This window comes from Sporobacter termitidis DSM 10068 (assembly GCF_900130065.1).
GTDB classification, from domain to species: Bacteria; Bacillota; Clostridia; order Oscillospirales; family Oscillospiraceae; genus Sporobacter; species Sporobacter termitidis.
Genome location: NZ_FQXV01000013.1, coordinates 1 through 15972 on the forward strand (window position 1 = coordinate 1; position 15972 = coordinate 15972).

Consider the following 15972-nt stretch of genomic DNA (forward strand, 5'->3'; position numbering starts at 1 on the left):
ACGTCGGAAGCGCAGCTGCGCCAGTTCCGGCGGAGGATGGCGCTGGTGTTCCAGGACCCCTACAGCTCTTTGAACCCGCGCATGAACTCCGGCGACATCGTCGGGGAGCCCTTGAAGATCCATCGGCTGACCGGCAGCAAGAAGGAGTACGGCGACAGGGTCGCCGAGCTGTTTACCATGTCCGGCCTGAGCCCGGACATGATGGACCGGTATCCGCACGAGTTCTCGGGCGGGCAGCGGCAGCGGCTGGCGGTGGCCCGCGCCCTGGCGGGGGACCCGACGCTCATCGTCTGCGACGAGCCGATATCGGCCCTGGATGTGTCCATGCAGGCGCAGATTCTAAATCTTTTGATGGAGCTGCAGTCGAAAAACCCGCAGCTCAGCTATCTGTTTATTTCCCACGACCTGCTGGCCGTGCAGTATATCAGCCACAGGGTGGCTGTGATGTACCTGGGCAAAATCGTGGAGCTATCGGACGCATCGGCGCTGTATTCCAATACGCTGCACCCCTATTCCCGGGCGCTTTTGTCGGCCCAGCCGCTGCCGGACCCGGTGGCGGAGGAGACGCGCCGCCGGATCATTCTCACCGGCGACGTGCCGACGCCGCTGAATCCGCCGTCCGGCTGCGCGTTCCATCCCCGGTGTCCCATGGCGAAAAAGGGATGCGCCGAGGTCCCGCCTGAATTACGCGACGTGGGGAACGGCCATTTCGTCGCCTGCCACTGCGTGTAAGCACCAAATATTTTGAGGCAATTACAACAAATCACATTGACAGGGAGAGAGACGCATGGAAACACTTAAAGGGAAAGCGCTGACGAAATTCGGGAGCCATATCAATACAGACGATATAAACCCGCCGCAGTACCATATTTCATCCAGACCGGAGGATCTGGCAAAGGGCTGCCTGAAGAATATCGACCCCGATTTTGCCGAAAAGATATCGGCAGGCGGCTTTGTCATCGCGGCAAAGAATTTCGGCTGCGGGTCAAGCCGTGAAACAGCCCCGATCGCCATAAAAGCCGCCGGGGCGAAGGCGGTTATCGCCGAGGAATTTGCCCGTATTTTTTACCGGAATGCCATTAACATCGGCTTGCCCTGCATCGAGTGCCCCGATATCGCGGCGAAGACGGATGTGGGCGATGAGCTGGAGGTCGATCTGGAGTACGGCGTCATCTATAACCTGACCAAGGACACCGCGCATCAGGGAATCCCCATTCCGCTTTATTTAATCGATCAGCTTGAGGCGGGCGGATTGCTTCCGCTGCTGAAGCTTCGTTTTAGACAAAAGTAGAACCTGCGGCGAATCCAGACCCGGTCTCAAAAAACCAGATAAGGAGTGACGATGTATGGGTATGACCATTACCGAAAAGATACTGGCCAGGGGGTGCGGCGCAAAGGAGGTGCACGCCGGTCAGATCGTTAACGCGAAAATCGATCTGGCGATGACGCAGGATGCGTCCGGTCCTATCGCGTTTAACGAATTCAGAGAGCTTGGGATTCCCGTCTGGGACAAAAAGAAAATTTTCGTCTGCATCGACCATTTCGCACCTCCGACGACGCTTGCGCAGGCCGATACATTAAAAATAAACGCCGATTTCGCACGGGATTATGAAATCGAACATTTTTTCAATATTCGCGGCATATCCCATCAGCTCATTTGCGAGGGCGGACATATTCGCCCCGGCATGGTCGCGGTCGGCGCGGATTCGCACACGACGACGTACGGCGCCCTGGGTGCGTTTTCAACGGGGATAGGATCGACGGAAATGTGCTCCGTCTTCGCCACCGGCGAGCTTTGGTTCCGGGTGCCGGAAGCGATTAAAGTGGTTGTCTCGGGGAAATTGCCGGAGCATGTGTATTCTAAAGATATTATTCTGAAGCTGCTCTCCATGATTCAGGCGAACGGGGCCACTTATAAGACACTCGAATTCTGCGGCGACACCATAGCGGACCTGTCGGTTGAAGCGCGCTTGACGCTGTGCAATATGTCGGTCGAGGGCGGCGCGAAAAACGCCATCATAGCCCCGGACGAAAAAACAATTACATATCTGGAAGCCCGGGGAATAAAGCGCGGGGACATGGACCTCTTCCAAAGTGACAGCGACGCGAAATATATTCAGGAAATCAGAATTGACGCGTCTGAGCTCGTTCCCTATGTGGCCAAGCCGCACAGTCCCGCCAACGGCGTGCCGGTCGGTGAGGTGGAGGGCGTTCCGTTACAGCAGGTCATCATCGGTTCGTGTACGAACGGCCGGACTGAAGATTTCAAAATCGCCGCCGGCATCCTGCGGGGACATACGGTTCCCAGAGACTTGAAGTGCCTGATCACGCCCGCCTCCAATCAGGTTATCGCGGAGCTTTCTCAAAAGGGCTATTTACAGGTATTTGCCGACGCGGGCTGTATTATTTGCAACGCCGGCTGCAATGGCTGCGGAATACACGCGTTGGTCAACGACGGAGAAAACTGCCTGAGCACAAACAACAGAAATTACTTGGGGCGTATGGGCAGCGCCAAAGGCTCCGTTTATCTATCTTCACCCGCCACAGCCGCCGCAAGCGCCATAAGCGGGAAAATAACGGACCCGAGATCCCGCTGACAGCCTGACCGGCAACGGCATAAAGCCAGAAATGCGCAAAAACATTTCTGGCTTTCCTGCTTGATTTGAAGCAGATCCAAATGGTTTTAATTGTAAAATTCGCATGTTGAATAATTGACGGAAAAGACGTACAATAGACGGCAGAACTATGGGAAAGTCGAAATCTCCAGCACTAAATGATTTATATTTCTATGATCCCGGATAAATTTATAGCAGAAGGCGGGAAGAATTTTGACTGAATTAGGTCTTAGTATCGCTCGAAAATTGAAAGAAGCCCGGTCGGCCAGGGGCTATGAACAAAAATATGTGGCGGCCAGAATCGGTATCAGCGAGAGCAAGCTGGGACATTATGAAAACGGCAGGGCGGAGCCGGATATTGACACCCTGCATAAGCTCAGCAAGTTTTATGACGCAAGCCTGGATGAATGGCTGAACCTGGATATGAGTGAGCCGATGGTCGTCGTTCAGTCGGATGAAAAGGAAATCATCATGAAATATCGTGCGGTTTCCAGCCAGCTTAAAGAAGATATCCGGGATTACGTCAATATGAAGTATGGTAAGCATATCAAACAAGGGCAGTAATTTATCTTGAGTGCCTGGCGCGGATACCGCGGCAGCATCGAAGCAACGAAGCTTTGCAACCTGACGGAATGCGGAGCTTTTCTTGGTTAATAGGCGTATTGTCAGCTTGCTTCGAACTTTTCCCTGATCTTGTAGTTGGCAAAGTATTCGGCCGTTCTGCCCAAGACGACGCAAAGGCGGACCAAAGTGTCGGCCGTCATCGTTTTGCGCAGCATCAGCATGTCGTAAAACTCGTTGGGGGGGACCCCGATTCTTCTGGCGATTTTTGCTTTGCTATAGCCGTTATATTCTAAATAGGCGTTTATTCTGCTCGGGATAGGATATCCGGGTTCCAACATATCAATCACACCGCTTTCGAATAACTGCTTCCACTGAGACAGAAGATGAATTCCGATAACTTTGATCCTGATGTAGTCCCTTTTTTTACCCAGTAGCTGATGATAAAACCCCTGTAAGTATCTCCTTGCAGTACGTAGAGTGCTTACATACAAATTTGCTTGGCGACATCCGATAGGATTTGAGAATAATATTTTATGACCTCCGGAGTCATCCGATCGATATTGGTCGCAATGCTGAGTGCCGCCGTCACATATCCGGAAATATCGAAAATCGGCACCGCTAAAGATGCGGTCCCAGGGTGCCTGGCACCCATGCTGACGGCGTAGCCCTGTTCTTTAACGAGCGTCAGCCGCTCCATGGCGCTTTGAATCTGCTCCGGCGTGAGCGTACCCTCTTTCATATAGAGGTCTGCTATTCCTGACAGCTCCGTCCTGTCCATAAATGCGGCCATGACCATCCCGACGGACCCTTTCAACAGCGGCCCCCGGTCCCCGATCTTTGTGCGGGAATAAGGGTATTCGCCTTCTACATGGTAAACACAAATGCGTTCCGTACCCGACAGCACATAGAAAGAAACCGTTTCCTTTGTGGACTGGGATATGTTCCGCAGGATTGGTACGGCAAGATCCATAACGTTTTTTTGCTTGAGGCCGTTCAGGCCGATCGCGAATAATTTCGGCGTCAGATTATACCCGCTTTTGGGCCTGGGAATGACCACCTGGTCGTCCACCAGGGTTTTTATAATACGATGAACCGTACTCTTTGAGATCCCTGTTTGACGGCTGATGGCCTGGATTGTGCTGTTTTCCTGATTCCCCGAAACATATTCCAATATTCTCAGCGTCTTATCATACATGAGACTCTCCTAACGTCCCAAATATGGGACGATGTCCTATATATAGGAAATATTATTTGTATTATATTCTAAAAAAAAGTAAAATGCAATACAATTTCAAAAGAATATGACGAAAAGCGGCATAACAGCGCGGTACTCATTACGAGTACCGCGCTGCTTATTTGTATAACAAACTTCGGCCCCGCCGGCGGCTTCAACAAGCTTTCTTCATCGTCCACCGGCTAATAAAATGTACGGGGATGAACCGATCACTTCGCGTTCAGCTCAACAATCTTCACGATGGTGTCTACGGCTTTTTCCATCGTTTCAATGCTGACGAACTCGAAGCGTCCGTGCATGTTTTCTCCGCCGGCAAACAGATTCGGCGTGGGGAGGCCCATATATGAAAGCTTTGAGCCGTCGGTTCCCCCTCGGATCGGCGCGATACGAGGCGCCACGCCCACCTCGCGCATCGCCGCCTCGGCCAACGCGATGACCGACATGTCCTTTTTGATGACCTCCGACATGTTCTTGTATTGATATTTGATCTCCAGCCTGATTCGGTCCCCGGAGAGCCTTGCGGCGGCGTCTTTCATTACGCCGAGGCGCTTCTCCAGGGCCTCGTCCGTAAAATCGCGCACAATATATGTCATTTTTGCCGCGTCGACCTTGCCGTCCATACTTGTCAGATGGTAAAAACCGTCGTAGCCGCTTGTCCTTTCGGGGCGTTCCGCGCTAGGGAGCGCCGCGTGGAAATCATTGGCCAGCTGCAGCGCGTTCACCATAACGTCCTTCGCGGTCCCCGGATGGACGTTCTTCCCTTCGATTTTTACCACGACCTGCGCCGCCGTAAAGGTTTCGTAATTCAGGTCCCCGAGCGCGCCGCCGTCGACAGTGAACGCAAAGTCGGCGTTGAAGTCACGAACGTCGAATTTATCCGCCCCAACGCCGATCTCCTCGTCCGGCCCGAAGCCCACCCGGACCTCGCCATGCCCGATTTCCGGGTGCTTTGCCAAATACGCGGCCGCCGTCATTATTTCGGCGATCCCCGCTTTATCGTCGGCGCCGAGCAGCGTTGTCCCGTCGGTCGTAATCAGGTTCTGGCCGGCGTAGTTTCTCAGATTTGCAAACTCGGCGGGGTCCAGCACATAACCGGAAGTTCCGAGCTTAATGGGCGACGCGCCGTCATAGCTTTCCACGAGCTGGGGGTCCACGTTCACCGCGCTGAAATCAGCCGTGTCCATGTGGGCGATGAAGCCGACCTTGCGCTTGCCCTCCAGTCCCGGCGTCGCCGGCAGGGTACCGATGACAAAACCGTTCTTTTCAAGATAATGAACATTTATCAGGCCGATTTCCGCCATTTCCGCCTGCAGGGCCTTCGCGAACGCGACCTGCGTTTGCGTGCTCGGCGTCGCCCCCGACTTTTCATCCGAGCGGGTCTCTGTTTTCGCGTAACCGATGAAACGCCCCACTAATTCCGGATATTTCGCGCTTTTCGTTGCCATCATGAAGCTCCCTTCCCATCTTTATCAGGATGTTGCTATTATAAACCGATATGGCCATGAAATCAAAAAACGCCGGAGCTCGGAGCGCGGCACGGCGCTGACCAGCCCCCGTTTATTTTTCCGACGGAGACTTTTCCGGCGTTTCTGACAGGCTGTTGCTTGTAATATTCGACGGATTTGTGCAATATTTTTTCGATTGCGTTGCAAAAACAACGGCGTTTTATTAGATTTACTGTTAGAATAAGTCTAATTTGTTTAGTTATAGATATATTAAGTTTGATTTAGTTTTATTTATTTGATATATTATTGCGGGGTTAAAAAACGCGACAGATCAGCCGCTGATTGTTATGGGTCCGAAACCAGAAATCATCTGAATTGAATATCAGCTTCGAGGTTTTCCGGCTACGGGCAACTATGCCGGTTAATCCTGAGTGTTGAACTCACAGGGTAGCGGCGGAAACGCTGCTGCCTCTTATGACACAGGATTTTGAGTCCTGCGAGGAAAGAAGCCTGAAAATTACCTGTTGATTGAATTTCAGGCGCTTGGTTTGTAAATCGAGCGCCTGTTTTCTCGACGTTACTAAAGGCATATTTGCTATGCTTTGGTAAAAATTTTGGGCATCCGACTGTGAGGCGGATGCTTTTTTATTATGCAGAGTACACGGACATTATTTTGGCTTGAGGTTATCAGTGCAGCGATGCATCGATATAAATTCCCGCGGTATTCGCATATACCGAGTATAAAAAAGGAGAAGTAGATATGAAAAAGCTTCGCACAAAAATCGCGCTGCTGCTGGCGGCCGTCCTTCTGGTCGGCGTGCTCACGGGCTGCGCCGGCAATGCCAACGATCCGGCAGGCGGCGCGGGGACAACCGCGCCGGTATCCGGCACCGCCTCTCCGGCCGCCACAGAAGAGCCCCGACAGGTCGAGCTGACAGACCTGATGGGCAACACCGTGACGGTCCCGTCGCCCTCGAACCTGAAAAGCTATGCCATTACGTCCTGGAAGGGCGCGTTTGGCGCTTCCATACTGCTCGGGCAGACGGATAAGATCGCCGCAATGTGTGATACGACGCAGTATCCGTGGCTGAGATATGCCTTCCCGGAGCTTGCGGATATCCCCGATTACGGTTCGTTTGACGACGTTAACACCGAGCAGCTGCTGAAAGCGAATGCCGACGTCATTATATCGCCCTCGTCCGCCGCCAAAACAAATGAAAAGCTGCAATCCCTCGGTATGACCGTTCTGGTCGACGGCGTCAATATCGACAACCCGAAAGACGTCTTTCAGCAGTCTTACGCCGAAATCGACCTTGTTGCGAAGTTAACGGGTACCACCGCCGTCGCGGACAAGTATTACGCCTGGGCGAACGGAATTTTTGACCTCGTATCGGCACGTGTGAAGGACATCCCGGATTCCGGCCGGATCAGGGTGCTGCCGATCAGGTCCGACATGACGCAGGTTTACGGCAATAACTGCGTCTGGGGCTATGTTGTGGAAATGGCCGGCGGGATCAATCTGTCCGCGGATTCGACGGCAAGTACGGGTAAATTCTTCGTTGACGTAGACGCTGAGCAGATTGTCAAGTGGGACCCCGATTACATTTTCCAGATTAATATGAGCGGCAATGCCGATGGAAAAACCCTGGACAGCTATAAAGCCTGGGCGGCCGACCAGCGGTACGCAAAGATGAAGGCGATCCAGAGCGGGGATGTATACCTGATTCCGTCGGGAATCGAGCAATGGGATTGTGCCACGGAGGCGCCTTTGTGTGTTCTGTGGATGGCTAAAGTCATGTATCCCGACCTGTTCAAGGATATCGACGTCAAGGCGTATGCCGAGCAATTCTACGCGACGTTCTTGAACTACAAGCTTACCGACGCGGACTGGAAGATCATAGCCCCTCAGTATGATGGGGCGAAAAGCAACGGCCTGACCTGATAACGGTCCGGGCCCCGGGCCGGTATTCCGCAGGCACGCGCTGTGCCGCGGAATACCGCCTGCAATATAAAATTAAGGAGGTGCTGCGCGATGCAGGGGAGCGTTGTCGTTCCGCCGAAACCGTGCGTCGATGCCTGTAAGGATTGTTCCTACCAATGTACACAGAAAATTGTGCCGGTGCCAACCGTCGGCGAAGCCCTTGATATGTGGCTTGACGGCATCTGTTTTTCCAATGTCGAAACGGAAACGGTAGAGTTATCGGACGCGCTGAACCGCGTGTCCGCGGCGCCGGTCTATGCCAAATTCGATATTCCGGCCGCCAACTGCGCCATGCATGACGGCATCGCCGTCTGCCGGGCGCACTGCGAGGATAAATTTGCGTCGGGGAATCATACGCTGCTGCCGGATGCGTTCCGCCACTGCCCGATGGGCTCGGTTATCCCGGAGCAGTTCGACTCCATCGCGCACGCGGAGCAGTGCTGTCTGAACGACGACGGTACCGCCACGCTTTTTCAGCTGCCGGTCCTCTACCAGAGCGTCCAGCTGAAGGGCGCGTCGATTGCCGGGGGCGAAAAGCTGATGGAAGCGGATGAGAAGCTCTCGCCGTCACATCTGGCAATCCTGCAGTATACCGGGCACACCGCCGTCCGGGTGAAGCGGCGGCCGAGGATCGCCGTCATCCCGGTGGGCGACGACCTGAAAGCGCCGGGAGAGGTTCCGGCCCCCGGCCAGAGCATCGACTGCGACAGCATTTATGTGCGGGCAACGGCCTTGCAATGCGGCGCCGAGGCGATGGTTTCGCGGCTCGTGCCCGACGACGGGGCGGCGATTGCCGAAGCCATCCGCAGGGAGCTGCCGACCTGCGATATTTTGGTGGTGATCGGCGGTGTGGGCAAGGGCGAGCATCGTTACGGCGATCACACGGTTGCCGCCGTGCGCGAAATGGGCAGGATTTCGTGCTACGGCGTCCTGCTGGGACCCGGCGGCAAAAACCTGCTTCTGGCCAGCGTTGAAGGCAAGCCCGTGCTGGGCATCCCGGGCCCGCCCCACGCGGCGATCATCATGACGGAATATTTCCTGCCGCCCATCATCGAACACTGGCTGGGCTGCCCCTGTTATGAACGGCAGACCGTTGAGGCAACGCTGGCAGAGGACTTTCCGACGCGCGGAGGAGGGAAGAGCATATGGGAACCCCGACTTCGCCTGGAGATGACCGGGCAGGGGTACTCGGCGCGTATTGTGGAGCGTATGGGCGACACCGTGGACAATTTCATCAACGCCGCGGCGTCCGTAGCCGTGACCGGCGATCCGGCACAGTTTAAAGCGGGCGGAAAGGTCCGCGTCAAGCTCCTTTATGGGGAACGTACAATCGCGGCCAAAAGTCTGCGCCAACTAAAATCACACGGCACAGCCGAAACCGGAACATCGCCAAATAAGGGAGAATGAAGCTTTGAGAATTAGAAGCAGCCAATATTTTGGCGCTAAAATCATCATTCTTGTATGTTTAACGGTCGTCCTGTTTTTCGGATCGTTTCTGGTGGGGCGGTATCCGATCCCGCCAAAAACCGTTGTCGGGATCATCCTGTCCAAATTTATACATATCCCCCAGACCTGGGACGCGACACTTGAGACCGTTGTTTTACAGGTTCGGCTTCCCCGGATTGCCCTCGGTATTCTGGTCGGCGGCGCGCTGTCCGTGTCCGGGGCCTCCTATCAGACGCTGTTCAAGAACCCCATGGTATCTCCGGATATCCTGGGTGTTTCCGCCGGGGCCGGGTTCGGTGCGGCGCTTGCCATGATCCATAACGCGACGTGGTGGGAGATACAAACGTCGGCGTTTATTTTCGGCCTGATGGCCGTTCTGGCGGCATACCTGATTGCGTATGTCTTCGGGAAACAGACGATTACAGTGCTGATTTTGGCCGGCATCGTCGTCTCGAGCCTGTTCCAGTCCCTGTTGTCGATTGTCAAGACGCTGGCCGATACGGAAAACGCTTTGCCGTCAATCACTTTCTGGCTCATGGGGGGCCTCGGGAAAGGAGCGAATAAAGATGTTCTTTTTTTACTGCCGGCGATGTTTCTATCCCTTCTGCTCATATTTTTATACCGAAACCAGATCAATGCCCTTGCCGCCGGGGAGGACGAGGCGACAACAATGGGCGTCAATGTACCGTTGGTCAAGATGATCGTCGTCGGCAGCTCGACGCTGATGACGGTGTGCGCGGTCAGTATCTGCGGGATCATCGGCTGGGTCGGGATGGTTGTCCCGCATATTGCCAGGATGCTCACCGGGGCAAATTACTCGAAGCTGGTGGCCGCGTCATTTTTTATCGGCGGCGCGTTCCTGCTCGTTATAGACAATATCATCCGCGGCGTGGAAGGCGTCGAACTCCCGCTCGGCGTCCTGACGGCCCTTGTGGGAACGCCCGTCTTTGTGCTGCTTTTGTCAAGGGTCAAAAAGGGGTGGTCCTAGTGCTGGAAGTCCGTGATGTGAGCTTTTATTACCGCCCGGACAGGCCCATCCTCAGGGATATCTCCCTGGAGCTCCGGAGCGGAGACATTCTCTGCCTTCTCGGCCCCAACGGGACGGGGAAAACGACGCTGCTCAGATGCATTCTCTCCCTGAACAAAATCAAGGGCGGCAGCATCGCGCTGGAAGGGCAGGAGCTGTCGAAGGTCTCCGCAAAAAAACGGGCGGAGATGATGGCTTATGTCCCCCAGGCATCAAGCGTAACATTCCCGTACGAGGCCGGCGAGATTGTCCTGATGGGGCGCGTGGCGCATCTGGCGCTCGGCAGCCGGCCGACGGAAAAAGATCGCAGGCGCGCCGAGGAAGCGATGGACAAGCTGGAAATAAGCCACTTGAGCAGATACCAGTTCAATGAAATGAGCGGCGGGGAAAAGCAAATGGTGCTCGTCGCGCGGGCTGTGGCGCAGCAGGCGAGGATTCTGATCATGGACGAGCCCACAGCAAATCTCGACTACTGCAATCAGGTGAAAATGCTGAAGGTCATTAAAGTACTGGCTGAACAGGGCTATGCCATCCTTATGACCTCGCATTTCCCGGACCATGCGTTTCTGGCCTGCAGCAAAGCAGTTCTCATGCGGGACGGCGTCATCATGGCACAGGGCATGCCCGAAGAAGTCGTAACCACCGAGAATCTCACCGCGCTGTATTCGACGCCTGTCTGCGTCGCCGAGGCGAAGCTGGATTCGAAGGATACCGTGACGAAAGTCTGTATCCCGGTTATGAATAATTAAAAACGAAAGAGGTATAGGTATGAAATCAATCAAACGGATCACCACGCTGCTGCTGGCAATTCTTTTCGCCGCGGCCCTGCTCGCCGGGTGTGCCCAGAGCGGCCCGGCGGAGGGCACGCCTCCCGCCGCCACAACGTCACAGCCCTCCGCGTCCTCAGAGCCGTCCGCTTCCGCACCGGCACAGCGCACGGTCACCGATATGGCGGGGCGCACCGTCACGCTGCCCGCCGAGATTAAAAAGATCGGCACGTTTGGATCGATCGGTGTTCTCAATGCTTTTGTTGAGACGATGGGTGCCGGCGACCTGATCTGCAACGAAGGCTCGCCCTCCTTTGTGAAGAGCCCCAGCTGGACAAAGTATCAATATCTGTTCACCCCGCAGATTAAGGACCTTACGCCGTTCCAGGGCGCTGACAGTGAGCTGCTGATGGAAAATATCCTCGCGGCCAAGCCGGATCTGTGCCTGACGATGGATTCAAGCCTGACGCAGCAGCTTGAGAAACAGGGCCTGACGGTCATCCAGCTTTCCTGGACGAAGACGGAGGACGTCAAGCAGTGCATCACGCTCCTGGGCGACATCCTTAACAAACAGGATGTCGCTGCCGATTATCTCAAGTATTTCGACGACATGATGGCCAAAGCGGCGGACCTCACGAAAAACATCAAGCAGGAGGATAAAAAGACCGTTGTTTACGGTACTCCCAGCCAGTTTGCGCAGCCGCATTTAATCGCTGAATGGTGGATCGACAAGGCCGGCGGGATCAGCGTCACAGCCACCGCCAGAAAGGATTCAACAACAGAGTCGCTGACATACACCCTGGAGGATTTGCTCAAATGGAATCCCCAATATATGTTCGTGTCCACCTCGTCGGAGAAGGACGCCGTCCTTAAAGATGCGCGCCTGGCCGGCATCACCGCAGTCAAGAACGGCGCCATTTACATCGTCCCGCGCATTGCGCACGTCTGGGGCAATCGCACAACGGAGCAGCCTCTGACAATCCTGTGGGCGATCAACAAGCTGTATCCTGATCTTGTGCCGGACGAGGAGCTTGCCAAGGACATCTCATATTTCTACAGCCATTTCTTTAAATACGACTTCACCGACGATCAGATCAAGGAGATCATGGGTAAATAGCAGACGGAAGCTCCATAATAAATAACAGTACCCCGGCGTCTGCGCTTAAACGCGGACGCCGGGGTACTGCAATGTAAAAAGGGGCGCGGCGGCGGTCTTCACAGCCGATCCCGTTATTGGACCTGCAGCTCACGGCAATATAGCGCCGTGTGTCAGTAATTCGCTTCTCAGCGCGGTAAAGCTGACGTGTCTGACACCGACACCGTCTTTTACGGCAATTGCGGCCGCGGCTCCCGCTGCCTGACCGAAACACATGCAATGCGGGATCAGATTGAAAAACTCACTGAAATCGTGATCGGCGGAGAAGGCGCGGCAGGCCACGAGCAACCCCTCCGTTTCCTTCGGCACCAGCGCCCGATAAGGAATATATGTTTTGGGATGCAGCAGCGACGCTTCGCCCCGGTCGTTATCCGCAAAGACGGCGATCGTATCGTCGAACGGCTGGTCAGTGTCCATATCCCGCCCGGTGAGAAAATATTCGCCGACAATTCTGCGCCCGCCGGAGGTCCCAAGCTGCGGCGCGGTCAGCATGATAAAGCTTTTTTCAAAGCCCGGCATGTATTTCCTCAATAATTCCCAGGTCCTGACGGATTGGTTTCGCGTCGTCACATCGATATGGGTCATCTCCTCCGGCTCCGTCTGATGTAAGGAGCCTATAAGACGATGAACCCAGACAACACCTTCATGCTGCTTTAAAAGGCCTCTGGAAAAGTGCGGCAGGCCTCCCGCTTTGACGATTGCCTGGGTCGCCTCCTTATACTGCTCGGGCGCGGTATTCATAAAGTCATCGTACTTTTCAAGGTCAACATTGGCAATCCAATAGACAAAGCCAAATTGGGCGATCCTGGAGCCGGGTATCATATAATCCGTTGTTTCCGCGCCCGTCCCCGGCAGGAGATCGCCGTCGCCGGAGCAATCGATCACAACCTTACCGAGGAGCGCCTGCCGCCCCGCCTTGCTTTCCACAATAACGCCTTTTACCGTATTGCCGTCCATAATGGGCGCGGTTACCCAGGTGTGCAGGAGCAGCTCGGCGCCGGCTTCCGAGAGCATCGTGTTCATCTCGTCTTTGGCAACCTCGGGGTCAATGACCGCCGTATATAATACGACGTATTTCCCTTCCTTGTTTTTTCTGATGTAGAAATGCATCATATTCGCTTTGAGGTAAGTATCGACAACCGACGATTCGCTTTTACCCCAGAAGCATTTTTCGGGGAAGCATGCCGCGCCGCGCGCTGCCAATCTGTCTATAACTTCCTGACAAAAACCGCCGATGTGCTGCGTGCCATAGATATCGCTTAAATTCGGGATGATATTGACAAGACCTCCGGTGGACATGCCGCCGAGATGACCGTATCTTTCAATGAGAATCGTCTTCGCTCCGCCGCGCGCCGCCGATACTGCCGCCGCAATGCCTCCGGGACCTCCGCCAACCACGATGACGTCCGTTTCGCGTATTATTTTAGTTTCTCTTTGAGCTTCGGTCATTGTTTTTGCTTTGGCAATACCCTTTTTTTCAAACTGGTGAGGCATATCGTAGTTATGATAGACTTCCGCGCCGTATTGAGCCATAAAAATACCTCCATAAGCAATTTGTATATATAGTAACACAGGATAAGTATTATCTGCCAGAATTTTCATGCCGCAATTTTGCTTTAGCTTATATTAGATAGATTTCATGGAGGACATGATTGAACTTGTCCGCCGCTTGTGATAATCTGGGAAAAAATTAATATCGGAGGCTCAATATGGCAGGTCAGTATGAAGCGCTTTTCATGCCTATGAAAATCGGCGGCATCACGGTTAAAAACAGAATCGTCCTGTGCGCCATGGGCGGTACAAATCCCATCGGCTTTGACGGACACTTTGAAGAGAAAACCCGCGCCTATTACCTGGAACGCGCCAAGGCCAACGTCGGGCTGATTATCCCGGGCGTCATCGGGGTAAAGGGTATGACGGGCGGCTGGCTGTACGAGTCGGAGGCGCTGTTCATGGGGCCGGTCAAGAGCCTGATGGACGATATCCACCAATACGGCGCGAAATTCTTTATGCAGCTGGGCGCCGGCTTTGGCCGGGTGCAGTTCATGATCCCCGGCGCGGACATGCGCGCCGACGCTTTCAAGGATGTCATGGTCGCGCCGTCCGACGGCCTGCCCAATGTCTGGGACCCGGCCATCAAGCACCGGGGGCTCACCCGTGAGGAAATCCGTCAGATCATCGATGCCTATGGTAAAACGGCCGCGCTGTGCAAACGGGCGGGAATCGACGGCGTGGAGATCCACGCCGTTCACGAGGGATACCTGCTGGACCAGTTTTCCATCCTGAACACGAACCACCGGACGGACGAGTACGGCGGCTCTTTGGAAAATCGCCTCCGCTTTGCCACCGAAATCATTAAGGCGGTCAAGGCCGCCTGCGGGGCCGACTATCCCGTCTCCGTGCGCTATAGCGTGGCCAGCAAGATGCGCGGCTTCAACGCGGGCGCGCTCCCCGGCGAAAACTATGTGGAATTCGGCAGAAGCATGGAGGAGAGCCCTGCGGCCGCCCGCATCCTCGAGGCCGCCGGCGCCGATATGCTCAATGCGGACAACGGCTCCTACGATTCCTGGTACTGGGCCCATCCGCCCGTCTACATGCCCATGGCCTGCAATCTGCCGGAGGTCACGTACATCAAGAATTTTGTCAGTATTCCCGTCGTGTGCGCCGGGAAGATGAACGACCCCGATATTGCGGCGCGCGCCGTTGAATCAGGCGCGGTGGACGCCGTCGGCATCGCCCGGGCGCTGCTGGCCGACCCCCAGTGGTGCGACAAGGTCCGCGACGGACAGCTTGCCGACATTCGGCCCTGCATCGGCTGCCACAACGGCTGCTTCCCGATCAGCCACTTCAAGGGCAACCCCTGCGGCTTCGGGCCTATGGGCGCCTGCGCCATCAACCCCGTTACCATGCGTGAAGAGGAGCTGGCGCTCAGGCCGGCCTCGGTCAAAAAGAAAATCGCCGTGATCGGCGGCGGCATCGGCGGCATGGAGGCCGCGCGCCTGTTAACGATGCGCGGCCATGACGTGACGCTGTACGAAAAGAGCGGCCGTCTGGGCGGTGTGTTCGTTGCCGCCGCGGCCCCTGATTTCAAAGAGCACGACAAGGCGCTGATTCAGTGGTATGGCCGCCAGCTGAAGAAGCTCGGCGTCACCGTCAGTCTGAATACCGAAATCACCGCGGCGCAGCTTGCAGGCCTTAATGCCGACGAGATCATCGTCGCCACGGGTTCCGTCCCCAAAAAGCTGCCGGTTCCCGGCTTTGACGGCATCAATACGATCGAAGCGGTTGACTATCTGATGGGCAAAAAGCAGGCCGGCAATACGGTGGCGATCATCGGCGGCGGCCTGACAGGCTGCGAAATCGCGTATGACCTGGCCCTCAAGGGGAAAAAGGCGGTCATCGTGGAAATGCAGGACGATATCCTGAAGATCATGGGCCTCTCCGCGGCCAATTCCGAAATGCTGCGGGAGATCGTCCGTTACTATGGGATCGACGTTTACACGTCCGCCGCTTTGTCCGAAATCAGGGATAACGGCGTCCTGGTCAAAATGGAGACAGGCGCGCAGTTCATTCCCGCGGACTCCGTGATTTTGTCCGTTGGCTATACCTCTTACGTCCCGTTTGACGGCGATGCCCTGCCCGGCGGTAAGGTGCATGTGCTGGGCGACGCCGCCAAGGTTGGCAATCTGATGACGGTGATTAACCAGGCCTATGAGGTGGCCTACAGACTGTAAGAG

Annotated in this window: 14 protein-coding genes and 1 riboswitch; of the genes, 10 read left to right on the top strand and 4 right to left on the bottom strand. The window is 55.2% G+C overall.

The window, feature by feature from the left end:
- From BUB60_RS15595 to BUB60_RS15610, 4 genes are all read left to right on the top strand, one after another.
- A partial coding sequence (locus BUB60_RS15595; RefSeq protein WP_073080964.1) for an oligopeptide/dipeptide ABC transporter ATP-binding protein occupies positions 1-732 on the top strand: 732 nt, incomplete at its 5' end.
- Between the two features lie 55 nt (positions 733-787).
- A complete protein-coding gene (locus BUB60_RS15600; protein WP_073080965.1) occupies positions 788-1291 on the top strand; it encodes a LeuD/DmdB family oxidoreductase small subunit in 504 nt (167 codons plus the stop codon).
- Between the two features lie 55 nt (positions 1292-1346).
- Positions 1347-2597, top strand: a complete 1251-nt coding sequence (locus BUB60_RS15605) for a 3-isopropylmalate dehydratase large subunit (RefSeq protein ID WP_073080966.1) — start codon at positions 1347-1349, stop codon at positions 2595-2597.
- 231 nt (positions 2598-2828) lie between these two features.
- Positions 2829-3179, top strand: coding sequence for a helix-turn-helix domain-containing protein (locus tag BUB60_RS15610; RefSeq protein WP_159435440.1), 351 nt, complete (start codon positions 2829-2831; stop codon positions 3177-3179).
- A 101-nt stretch (positions 3180-3280) separates the two neighbouring features.
- On the opposite strand, the gene BUB60_RS15615 is transcribed toward BUB60_RS15610, so the two are convergent.
- The 3 genes from BUB60_RS15615 to pepT form a co-directional block, all read right to left on the bottom strand.
- Positions 3281-3517 (bottom strand): helix-turn-helix transcriptional regulator, encoded by a 237-nt coding sequence (locus tag BUB60_RS15615; RefSeq protein ID WP_073080968.1) that lies wholly within the window; start codon positions 3515-3517, stop codon positions 3281-3283.
- A 143-nt stretch (positions 3518-3660) separates the two neighbouring features.
- Positions 3661-4374 (bottom strand): IclR family transcriptional regulator, encoded by a 714-nt coding sequence (locus BUB60_RS15620; RefSeq protein ID WP_073080969.1) that lies wholly within the window; start codon positions 4372-4374, stop codon positions 3661-3663.
- Positions 4375-4622: 248 nt separating this feature from the next.
- Positions 4623-5861 carry a peptidase T gene (gene pepT / locus BUB60_RS15625; RefSeq protein ID WP_242941227.1) on the bottom strand — a complete coding sequence of 413 codons (1239 nt, stop codon included), beginning with the start codon at positions 5859-5861 and terminating at the stop codon, positions 4623-4625.
- Positions 5862-6232: 371 nt separating this feature from the next.
- A riboswitch (molybdenum cofactor riboswitch) is annotated at positions 6233-6383 on the top strand.
- A gap of 235 nt (positions 6384-6618) precedes the next feature.
- Between pepT and BUB60_RS15630 the strand changes: the two genes are divergently transcribed.
- From BUB60_RS15630 to BUB60_RS15650, 5 genes are all read left to right on the top strand, one after another.
- A complete protein-coding gene (locus BUB60_RS15630; RefSeq protein ID WP_073080970.1) occupies positions 6619-7800 on the top strand; it encodes an ABC transporter substrate-binding protein in 1182 nt (393 codons plus the stop codon).
- A 90-nt stretch (positions 7801-7890) separates the two neighbouring features.
- On the top strand, positions 7891-9246 hold the full coding sequence (locus BUB60_RS15635) for a molybdopterin molybdotransferase MoeA (RefSeq protein ID WP_073080971.1): 1356 nt from the start codon (positions 7891-7893) through the stop codon (positions 9244-9246).
- A gap of 4 nt (positions 9247-9250) precedes the next feature.
- Positions 9251-10273, top strand: a complete 1023-nt coding sequence (locus BUB60_RS15640) for a FecCD family ABC transporter permease (RefSeq protein WP_073080984.1) — start codon at positions 9251-9253, stop codon at positions 10271-10273.
- The gene (locus tag BUB60_RS15645; RefSeq protein ID WP_084726542.1) at positions 10273-11061 is read left to right on the top strand and encodes an ABC transporter ATP-binding protein; all 789 of its coding nucleotides are present in this window, start codon (positions 10273-10275) and stop codon (positions 11059-11061) included. Before BUB60_RS15640 ends, BUB60_RS15645 begins: the two co-directional genes overlap by 1 nt.
- A 19-nt stretch (positions 11062-11080) precedes the next feature.
- Positions 11081-12196: an ABC transporter substrate-binding protein gene (locus tag BUB60_RS15650; protein ID WP_073080988.1), complete on the top strand. Its 1116-nt coding sequence runs from the start codon at positions 11081-11083 to the stop codon at positions 12194-12196.
- A gap of 129 nt (positions 12197-12325) precedes the next feature.
- On the opposite strand, the gene BUB60_RS15655 is transcribed toward BUB60_RS15650, so the two are convergent.
- On the bottom strand, positions 12326-13768 hold the full coding sequence (locus BUB60_RS15655; RefSeq protein WP_073080990.1) for an FAD-dependent oxidoreductase: 1443 nt from the start codon (positions 13766-13768) through the stop codon (positions 12326-12328).
- 176 nt (positions 13769-13944) lie between these two features.
- Here BUB60_RS15655 and BUB60_RS15660 point away from each other — a divergent pair, with 176 nt between their 5' ends.
- Complete coding sequence (locus BUB60_RS15660) at positions 13945-15969, top strand: FAD-dependent oxidoreductase (protein ID WP_073080992.1); 2025 nt, start codon at positions 13945-13947, stop codon at positions 15967-15969.
- Positions 15970-15972 lie beyond the last annotated feature (3 nt).

Bases quoted from the DNA above. Each gene is read 5' to 3' on its own strand.
- BUB60_RS15600 (WP_073080965.1), top strand. From the start codon at position 788: ATGGAAACACTTAAAGGGAAAGCGCTGACGAAATTCGGGAGCCATATC.
- BUB60_RS15605 (WP_073080966.1), top strand. From the start codon at position 1,347: ATGGGTATGACCATTACCGAAAAGATACTGGCCAGGGGGTGCGGCGCA.
- BUB60_RS15615 (WP_073080968.1), bottom strand. From the start codon at position 3,517: ATGTTGGAACCCGGATATCCTATCCCGAGCAGAATAAACGCCTATTTA.
- BUB60_RS15620 (WP_073080969.1), bottom strand. From the start codon at position 4,374: ATGTATGATAAGACGCTGAGAATATTGGAATATGTTTCGGGGAATCAG.
- pepT (WP_242941227.1), bottom strand. From the start codon at position 5,861: ATGATGGCAACGAAAAGCGCGAAATATCCGGAATTAGTGGGGCGTTTC.
- BUB60_RS15630 (WP_073080970.1), top strand. From the start codon at position 6,619: ATGAAAAAGCTTCGCACAAAAATCGCGCTGCTGCTGGCGGCCGTCCTT.
- BUB60_RS15635 (WP_073080971.1), top strand. From the start codon at position 7,891: ATGCAGGGGAGCGTTGTCGTTCCGCCGAAACCGTGCGTCGATGCCTGT.
- BUB60_RS15650 (WP_073080988.1), top strand. From the start codon at position 11,081: ATGAAATCAATCAAACGGATCACCACGCTGCTGCTGGCAATTCTTTTC.
- BUB60_RS15655 (WP_073080990.1), bottom strand. From the start codon at position 13,768: ATGGCTCAATACGGCGCGGAAGTCTATCATAACTACGATATGCCTCAC.
- BUB60_RS15660 (WP_073080992.1), top strand. From the start codon at position 13,945: ATGGCAGGTCAGTATGAAGCGCTTTTCATGCCTATGAAAATCGGCGGC.